Origin of the sequence: Bacillus pumilus, from assembly GCF_024498355.1 — a bacterium.
Lineage (GTDB): Bacteria > Bacillota > Bacilli > Bacillales > Bacillaceae > Bacillus > Bacillus pumilus_P.
Genome location: NZ_CP101833.1, coordinates 362,518 through 373,327, shown reverse-complemented (window position 1 = coordinate 373,327; position 10,810 = coordinate 362,518). Strand labels below are relative to the sequence as shown.

Annotated in this window: 1 protein-coding gene; it reads right to left on the bottom strand. The window is 45.9% G+C overall.

Annotation, left to right across the window (positions count from 1 at the left end; translation table 11 throughout):
- Positions 1 to 4 precede the first annotated feature (4 nt).
- Positions 5 to 10,720, bottom strand: coding sequence for a non-ribosomal peptide synthetase (locus NPA43_RS01960; RefSeq protein ID WP_256499291.1), 10,716 nt, complete (start codon positions 10,718 to 10,720; stop codon positions 5 to 7).
- Between the last annotated feature and the right edge of the window lie 90 nt (positions 10,721 to 10,810).

Genomic DNA, 10,810 nt, shown 5'->3' with positions numbered 1-10,810 from the left:
TTGCTTAAAATATATCCATTAGCTTTTCAAGTTCATCCATCGTGAGATCATCATCCCCTACATCACTAGGTGTGATTTGGGTCTCATTCTGTGATACACAATGAGAGATCAGGACCTTCACATTCTTTTCTAGGAGATCCTTGAACTGTTCCATCGTATGTTCTTCAAATTCAAGGTGATGATATGAAATCGTCACATGGAGCATGCTTTGTTCAACAAAACCAACAATATCTAGTGCATGAGGTTTCTCTGATTCAGGACTAAGCGATTGACCTGCATGCCATGCGGATCGATTCAGTTCACCGCCGCCGATCTGTTCATCAAACTGGCCAAGGTAGTTAAAGCTGATGTCCGGTGTGACATCAAAGGCGATATCCCCCTTCATTTTGTCAGGTGTTAAATATTTTAAAATGCCATAACCGATCCCTTTGTTCGGAATGTGCCTGAGTTCCTCTTTTAAATGCTTGATTTGATAAGAAAGATCGTCTGCATGCGACATATCCAGTAACACAGGATACATGCTTGTAAACCAGCCAATAGTCCGCGACACATTGACCGCCGGAAGGATTTCTTCTCTTCCGTGCCCTTCAAGGTGAATCAAATGTCTGTCTTCACCTGTCCACTCTTTCATCGATAATCCTAATGCTGTCAGCAAAATATCGTTTATATCTGTGTGATAGGCCTCGTGTACACCCGTCAGGAGGCTGTGCGTTTCCTCTTCAGACAATGTAAATCGAATTGTCTGCGTATGAAGCATTCGTTGATCCTCCGTGACATGATTCTTCTGAAGCGGTGTGACTGAATGTGAAAGTACCTTTTTCCAATAGGCTCTTTCCGCTAGCAGGTCATCTGACACAGCGTATTCTGTCAGCCTCTGGGCATATTCTTGGAATGAATGTGTTTTTTCAGGAAGTGTCAGGACCTCCCCGCGCTTCGACTGTTCATAAAGAGCCATGAAGTCTTCAAGGAAAATACGCCATGACACACCATCGATGACAAGATGGTGTACGGCAAGCAATAGGTGATCTCCCTGCTCCGTTCGGAAAATAGCAGGTTTCACTAATGGGCCCTCTGTTAAAGAAATACTCGCCTGCACTTCATTTGCCAGCTTTTCTACCTGCTGGATTTGCTGCGTGAGCTCCCCTTTTACTTCAATCACGTCAACTGCCACATTGTTTTCCTCTACTCCACGATGACGCTGGATGATGCGTCCTTCTTCCAATGGATAAATCAACCGCAATGCATCGTGATGGATCATCAGCTGCTCCAACACTTGCTTGACGATCGCTTCATTTAAACTTTTTGGGGCATGAAGCATAACGGATTGATTCCAATGATGCTGACTGCTAAAGTTTCGTTCAAAGAACCAGCGCTGAATCGGCGTCAAAATGACTTCCCCTTCGACAGGTGATTGGTCAGCTGTCATTTGATCAGCTTCTTCGATATATGGACGGAGCTCCGCAATCGTTGGATATTGGAATAGCAGCTTCATATCAAGCTTCCAGCCCTCTTGCGTGAGCCTGCTCGCCATTTGAATGCCTTTAATCGAATCTCCGCCAAGGAAAAAGAAATGATCGTGAATGCCGACTTGGCTCACGCCTAGCACGTCTGCCCAAATGGCACAAAGAAGCGTTTCGACTTCGTCTCTTGGGGCTTCGTATGCCGTTTGATCCGCTTCCATATTTGGAGCTGGCAACGCTTTGAGATCGACTTTGCCATTTGCCGTCATTGGAAATTGGTCTAGGTTTATGATCCATGATGGCACCATATATTCTGGCAAGGTGCGTTTTAAGCTTTCTTTTAAGTCTTTTGTTCCATTCTCCGTGATGACATATGCGGCAAGGGCGTCTTGATCGCTTGCATCTTTCACCGTTGTCACGACTGCTTCTTTTACTGAATCCAGTTCAAGAAGCTGAGCTTCAATTTCTGACAGCTCAATACGGAAGCCGCGGACATTGACCTGATGGTCTTTTCTGCCGAGATAGATGAGCTCGCCATCGTCTGTCCATTTCACCAAATCGCCTGTGCGGTACATGCGCTCCCCTGGATAAAATGGATCTCGTACAAATCGTTTGTCCGTCTCCTCTGGGAGATTCCAGTACCCTCTTGCCAGTCCTTCCCCCGCAATGACGAGCTCACCCGGTACGCCTGGCGGCGAGAGGTCATATAACGAACCCATAATGTAAAAACGAGTATTGGCAATCGCTGTTCCGATAGGAAGCGTGCCTTGATCTGGATTGATGATACCGCTTGTCGCCACGACCGTATTTTCAGTCGGGCCGTAGTTATTCACTAGTTTGTATCGAACGGGCTTCACCTGTTTCAGCTTGTCTCCGCCTGTCAGTAAGTAGCGCAGAGAGTGATTGTCCATCGACATAAACTGCTCACATAACTGAGTTGGCAGGAACGCAATGGTGATGCCTTCGTCATTGAAATACGTATTGAGCTTGATCATATCGAGGCGAATCGCTTCGTCGATAATGTGCAGCTCTGCGCCGGCGATCCATGTCGGGAACATCTCCCAAATGGAGGCGTCAAAGCCAAAGCCGGCATATTTGGCGGTTCGATCTTTATTTGTCACCCGGAAGGCATCATTGTGCCAGAAGGCGAGATTCACGAGTGACTGGTGTTCGACCATGACACCCTTCGGCTGTCCAGTCGTCCCGGATGTGTAAATCATATATGCGAGATCAGTTGGTTTGACATCAACCTGAACGTTTTGCGTTCCTCCTTCTGCGGCATCTTCTATCAACAGGACGTGACCTGTGAAAGAAGTTGGTGCATTGAGCTCTTTTTGGATAAGAAGCACTTCTGCCCCGCAGTCTTCCAGCATGTACGCAATGCGCTGCGCTGGATAATCGGCATCAATCGGCACGAATGCCGCACCAGCCTTGAGGATGCCAAGGACGGCGGCCGTCATGTCAAGGGACGGGCGGGTGAGAATGCCGACGCGATCTCCTGGTTTTGTGCCGTTTGAGATGAGTCTTGAAGCGACTACATTTGCCCGGTTATTCAGTTCTTCATATGTCCAGCTGGATCCGCAGAAGGTCGCCGCTTTTTGATGAGGTGCTTCATGTGCCTGTGCCTCAATCAATGCATGAACGGTTTGATCTGACGGGACGTCGAGGACCGGTCCTGACCATTCGCCGAGCAGTTTTCGCTGCTGCTGTGGTGATAATAATTGCATCTGATCTAACGATTGATCCGGTGCTGACACCATTTGTTCAATCAAGTAAAGGAAATACTCTTTCCACTTCTCAATTGACGACTGATGAAAGATAGCAGAATTAAAATCAAACACAAGCTCAATTTGATCAGGAGATTCATTTCCAGTTAAGGTCAAATCAAATTTAGCAATATTCTCTTCGAATGGCTGTGGAACAATATGAAGTCCATCCATCGACAAGTCACGGATATCCGCATTTTCCATTGAGAACACCACATCAAAGATTGGATGGCGGCTTGTGTCTCGAATCGTTTGCACTTGGTCCACCAATTCTTCAAACGGGTACAGCTGATGTTCGTTTGCCTCTAACACAAGCTGATGAACATTTGACGCAAATTCAGCAAATGTCTGATGTCCTGCTGGCTTCGTTCTAAGTGCCAGCGTATTCACAAACATACCGATCACCGATTGAATATCAGGATGGGTTCTGCCCACAACCGGAGAACCGATCATGATATCTTCCTGTCTCGCAAGCTTGCTTAAAAGGGTGCTGTAGCAAGCAAGCAGGACTGTATAAGTCGTACTGTTGAGTGACCTGACTAGCTCATCCAATTGTGCTTTAAGCGAGCCGTCGATCGTAAATGCGATGCGATCTCCTGCGAATGTCTGCACTTTTGGCCTTGGCAGGTCTTCCGGCAATGCCAGTACAGGCAGTTCTCCGTGTAATTGCTCCAGCCAAAACGCCTGTTCAGCACCTTTTTGCGCAGCAGATGCCTCACTTTTTGACCAAACAGCATAATCCTTATATTGAACAGGTAAGTCCTCTAGCTTGTCTCCTCGATACAAGGTTGAAAGCTCCTCAATTAAAATACCGACAGACGCACCATCTGAAATGATGTGATGCATATCAATCAGTAAATAATGGACATTTACGGAAACAGACACAAGACCCACTCTGAGTAGAGGCGCTTTTTCTAAATCAAATGGTCGGATAAAGTCATTCATTAATTGTTGAATGTCTCGGCCGTTCCCTTCGATTTTTTCAATGTCTACAGAGACATTTTCTTCAATCCGCTGAACAGGTTCACCCTGAACAAAATCAAAGCTCGTACGGAACGCTTCATGACGACGAACAAGCTGTTCAATGGCTTGTTCAAATCGTTTTTCATCAAATACGCCTTTAAGCTTTAAGGCAGCTGGCATATGATAGCTTTGCTCAGCATCGGTCATTTTCTCCAGAACGTACAGTCTTTTCTGAGCAGACGTCACTGGATAATAGGCCGCCTCTTCCACTTTCTCCACTCGCTTAATTTCCTTTTGCTCCGCTTGATCAACCACAAGGGCAAATGCCTCTAATGTTGGGGATTCAAATAAAGACTTCAAGGTGAGCTCCACCTGCATCTCTTCGTACAGCCTGTTCAGCATTTTCATGCCGCGCAGCGAATGGCCCCCGCATTCAAAGAAATGATCGTGCCTGCCGATTTGCGGCACTTCAAGTACTTCCTCCCAAATGTGTGCCAACGAACGCTCTGTCTCCGATTGAGGAGGGGCGTATTCATTTGCTGCGTGCTCACTTAGATCAGGCGCCGGTAAAGCCCGTCTGTCTACCTTGCCGTTACCCGTCAGCGGAAGCTCGTCTAATTGCATGAAGAAGGCCGGTATCATATATACAGGTAATTCACGTCCTACTTGCTCACGTAAATCAGACAATGAGACAGAACCTTCTGCTGTGAAATACGCACATAATGTATCATTTGATGCTGCAATTACGACAGCTTCCTTCAGTTGCGGGTGCCGCAGCAGCTGGTGTTCAATTTCTCCAAGTTCAATTCGCTGTCCTCGAATTTTGACTTGATGATCGATCCGTCCAATGAATTCAATATCTCCATTTGACAGCCAACGTGCAAGATCACCCGTTTTATACATGTTCTCACCAGGACGGAAAGGATTTTCGACAAACTTTCCGCTTGTGAGTTCTGGCTGCCCATAATACCCTTTCACAAGTCCATCACCAGCGACACACAGCTCTCCTGCAACACCTGGCGGCTGCACATGCCCAAATTCATCAACAATATAAACAGCTGTTTGACTCACTGGCTTTCCGATTGGGATAGATAGCGCCTGTTCCTCAATGCGATTCACAGGATAATACGTGGTGAAAATCGTGCTTTCAGATGGTCCATACATATGAACAAGCTTGTCTTCCCCAACCGTTTCAAGCGCTGACACGACATGAGGCACAGAAGCACGTTCTCCGCCAAACAGAACTTTTCTTACGTTCTTCAGGCTGTCCTTTTTCATATCAATGAGTAAGTGAAAAAGAGCTGTCGTGATCATTAAAATGCTGACTCTTTCTTTCTCGATCGCTCCAGAAAGCTCATTCATGTTTAAAATGTTGTCTTTTGGCAGAACAATGAGTTTCGCTCCGTTTAATAAAGCACCAAACACATCAAACATAAAGGCATCAAATACATAGTTTGAGAGGCTCATCACCGTGTCTTCATGATGAATGGTGAGATAATTCGATTGCTTCACCGTTCTCAAAATGTTCCGGTGTGTCACCATGTTCCCTTTAGGCTTGCCTGTTGTACCAGATGTATAGGTCAAATTCGCCAAGTCCTCAGGTGAAACACGTACAGCTGTATTTCTTTTTGATTGCTGATCAACAGCCTGATCTTCTGTTTCTATAATTGTTCCCTCAAAAGCAGTGAGCACCGAGCGATGACGCAGCACCTGATGTGTCAGTAAAAATTGTGCATCGCTATCTGACAAAAAGTACTTCACGCGCTCATCAGGGAAATCGGGATCGATTGGTACATAGACACCGCCCGCCTTTAGTACAGCCAGAACAGACAGCACCATCTCATTGGATCGTTCAAAGAATAAGGCCGCTTTCATCCCTTTCTCAAAACCATTTTCACGTAAATAATGAGCCAGTTGGTTCACTCGGTCATTCAGTTCTTGATAAGAAAGAACCTCACCTTTACATTGCAGTGCAGGTTTTTGACCATGTTGCTGCACCTGTGCTTCAAACTGCGTCACAATGGTTTCTTCCGCAGGATAAGGCGTAGGTAACGGGTTCCACCTATTCAGTTGAGCTTCCGCCTCTTGTTCAGACAGTAAACGATAGGAACGAATGGCTTCCTCCGGCGTTTTGACCATCTGCTCCAAAAGATAAACATAATGCTTGAGCATCTGCTCTGCTGTATGTCGTTTAAATAAGGCCGTACTGTAATCGAGAACGAAGGATACACCATGACCTGACTCCATCGCTTGCAGTGTTAAATCAAATTTCGCAATATGGAAATTGGTTTCCTCGACTTCGACTTGCATCTCTCCAATATGCTGGGCTGGCGAATGATCCGGCGTCAGGGTAAAGACGGTATCAAATAATGGATGGCGGCTAAAATCTCTTTGCACATTCAGCTTTTCAAGCAACCGCTCAAATGGGTATTGCTGATGCTCAAACGCCTTCATCGTCTTTTCCTTTACATGCTCAATCAACTGCGTCATTGTTCTGTTCGGATCAACCTCTGACCGCAAAGCAAGTGTCTGGACAAACATGCCGATCATGTCATTCAGATCTGCATGCACACGCCCTGCTGTTGGTGTCCCGACCACAAATTCCTTTTGACCTGTGTATTTCGCAAGCAATGTATAGTAAGCAGAAAGCAGAACCGTATACAGTGTCGTATGATGATTCGCTGCAAGCTCCTGTAATTGTTCCTTTAACGTTTCATCTATTTCTTTGATCACACGATCCCCTGCGAAGGATTGAAGAGCTGGACGCTGATGGTCTGTTAGCAGCTGTAAAGCAGGAATATCGCCCGAAAATTCTTGCAGCCAAAATGCCTCTTCTTTTTGAAAACCTTGATCTGCCTGGTGTTCTTGCCAAACAGCATAATCTTGATATTGAAGCTTCAATGGCGCTTTGACCGATCCCTCGTAAGCATCTGACAGCTCACGCAGCATCAAATCGATCGAAAGACCATCTGAAATCAAGTGATGCATATCGAAAAAGAGCAGATGCTCCTGATCATGTATTGACTGCAAGCCAATACGAAGAAGTGGTGCACACGCAAGATCAAAAGGCCTGACAAAACGATGCATGTTCTCTTCCATCGTGCCGCCTGTCAGCTGCTCTATTTGAAATGGCACTGATGGAGCTACCCGCTGACGCGGGACACCTTTGATTGTATGAAAAGAAGTACGCAGTATATCATGACGTGTGATCAGTCTTTCAAAGGCTTCAGTCAGCTTTTCTCGTTGCAGTGTTCCTTTTAACCGCACAACAGCTGGCATATGGTATGCAATGCTCTGCTCTAATTGACTCACCATATAGATGCGCTGCTGTGGAGGTGACAACGGATAATCGGCGGCAATCGGTGCTTTCGGTATGACCGTTTGAGCGGATTTTTCCGCTTGCTCAATATAGGCGGCCAATGCGGCAATCGTCTGCTGTTCAAATAAAACAGACAACGGCACTTCTACTTGAAAAGTCCGCTCAATATGTGTGAGTACTGTCATCGCTTTGAGCGAATGCCCGCCTCGATCGAAGAATGAATCATATACACCGATCTTCTCTTGATCAAGAACTTCTTCCCACATACGAACAAGCTCCGTTTCCACATCGTTTCTAGGCGCTACATAAACAGCACTGACAGCCTTGTCTCCTTTTAATGCGGCGAGTGCACGCCGGTCGACTTTTCCGCTTACTGTGAGTGGAAATACATCGAGTTCTTTAAAATAGAGAGGCATCATATAAGCAGGAAGCTGCTGTTTGATAGCGGCTTGCAGCGTGTTCACTGACACACCTTCTTGTTGGACCTGGTAATAAGCACTTAACGCTTTTTCACCATCCGCCTCACCAACCACAAGTACGACAGCCTGACCGACTCCCTCTACCTGCTCCATCACCGCTTCAATTTCGCCTGTTTCTATGCGGTAACCCCTAATTTTCACTTGATCATCCATTCTGCCAAGATAATCAATCGTGCCATCTGGAAGCCATCTGACGAGATCCCCTGTTCGATACATTCGATCATGTGGAGAAAACGGGTCGCCAGTAAATACCTGCTCCGTCAATTCAGGCTGATTCACATAGCCTCGTCCAACACCTATCCCCGCAATGCATAGCTCTCCAGCAGCCCCCTGCACCTGCAATTGATCATGTTCATTTAAAATATAAATACGGTGATGCCCAAGCGGCTTTCCAATCGAGACATAACGCTGTTCAGATAATTCCCGCAGTTCATTGAGGTCTAGGCGATGAACCGCCGCATCCACACACGTCTCTGTCGGACCATACACATTCCATAGATTAAAATCAGGCTGACTCATACGAACAGCTTCGATCAGAGACTGCGCCGCTTTCGCAGGCAGTGCTTCTCCTCCAATCAACATGTGAGTCAATGACAGCCCGCTCAAATCCGCTGCAAGTAAAAGCTGCACATGCGCCGGCGTTCCATCCGCTGCTTCAATTTGATGTTTTTGATAATAAGCCGCTAGCTGAACACCATTTCTCGTCGATTCTCTTGGGACGATATGAAGCGTATGCCCAAATAAAAGGGCAGCAAAGATTTGTTTCACCGATGCATCAAAATGGAATGGTGCAAGAAGCGCCATTTGAAGCTCACTGGCCCCTTGATACATTTCATGATGCAAAGCATGGACCAAATGATGCAGCTGAAGATGCTCAATCATGACGCCCTTTGGCTTCCCAGTCGTACCCGACGTATAAATCATATAAGCCAAATCCTCAGGTACCGTCTGATCTACGAGCTCAGGCAGCAGGCCATCATCTAATAAAATATGCTGCTGCACGATCATTTTCTCCGAGAGGGCTGTGTACTTTTGAGCTAACGATTCCTCTGTTAAAACGATGGAAGCACCTGAATCCTCCACAATAAATTGAATGCGCTCCTCAGGTAATGCCGGATCAATCGGTACATACGCCCCGCCAGCCTTTAATATGCCGAAGATCGCCACCATGGCAGCTGCCGTCCGATCCATTAAAACCGCAACAGGTACATCACGCGAAATACCTTTCATTTGTAAAAATCGTGCCAGCTTTTCTGCCTTTTGGTACAGCTCACCATAAGTGAATGTTCCATTTTCCGCTACAACGGCAGCTCGCTCTGCATACTTGTTTGCTGCCTCATCAAATAACTGATGAACCGGTTTCGCTGCTGGTAGTTCAAAAGATTCTCCCTCAGATAATTGCAGCAGCTCCTTTTGCTCACCCGCTGAAAGTAAAGGCAATGTCCCGATCAGCTGATCAGGCTGAGAGACCGCCGCTTCCAGCAATATCGTGAACCGATCAAACATCTTACTCATATCTTCTTCACTGAATAAATCTGTACGGTAATCCAAATCAATGGTCAATGTATCTGTATCCCAGCGGTCTTTCACATGAATCGAAATATCATTCATTCCGCTCCCACTAAAAATCGGTTCAGTAATGAAAGACAGATTCTCTTTTTTCTGCCACTGCATGACCTGATATTCTAAAGAAATATCAAAAAGGCGCCCTGTAAACCCTTCTCTTTCTCGCAAATCATTCATAAGCAGATTATAAGGATACTTTTGGTGACGCAATATCTTCATTTGATCCGCCATGACCTGCTTTACGAAATCAAGAAAGGATTGTGACCCATGAACAGATGCTCGCATTGGGATCGTGGAAACAAACATACCAATCATCTTTTTTTCTTTGGCATTCGTCCGGTTGCCCATAAAGGTTCCAAGGACCACGTCCTCCATGCCGCTAAATCGATGTAAGTAAATATAAACAGTGGACATAAACATAGAAAGCATACTGACTTTCTGTTCTTCACAAAAGACACGAAGCTTCTCCTTCAAAGAATCTGGGATATCCCCTGAAAATCGCTCCGCATGTAAACTCATCTCGTATCCCTTATGCGGTTTTAAAGAAGCGAAATCTGGAATATGATCAAATTGCCCGTTCCAAAAAGCTCGGTCTTTTTGAAAACGCTTAGAAGATTCATAGGCTTGTTCACTCATAATGTGATCAACGAAGGAAATCTCCTCAACCGGCAAAATGTCTCCCCCGTGCAGCATGTCATGGTATAAATCGATGATGCGATTTCCCATCAAGATAATGGAAATACCATCTGCCACAATATGATGTGCTTTACAGAACAGCCAGCACTCTTGATCACTGATTTGAAAGACCGTAAATTCAATCAAGGGGCTGTCAATCAACGGCATCGGCTCACGGATTTGCTCGTTCGCCCAAGCCCTCACATCCTCTTCACTCCAGCCTTTCACCATGCGAATCGGCTGCTTCTCATATGGTTTGATATATTGAACAGGCTCCCCCTGTTCATTTCGATACACAAGCCTCAAACGAAGAGAGTCAGTTTGGCGAATGTACTCTTGAAGAACGTCAACGACCAAAGAGGGATTCAGACCTGATACCGATCTCAACCTGGCGAATCCGCCCAAATTAGAAATACTTGTACCTGGATAAAATCTTTCCGTGTAGAATACTCTCTTTTGCGCATGTGTTAAGGGGTAATAAACTGTATTCATTCTTATCTCCGCCTCTTCTATGTTTTCTCCACCAACGTGAAACCCTGCACCCTCTATATCAAAAGAACCAAGTCTATTTCATTAAAATAG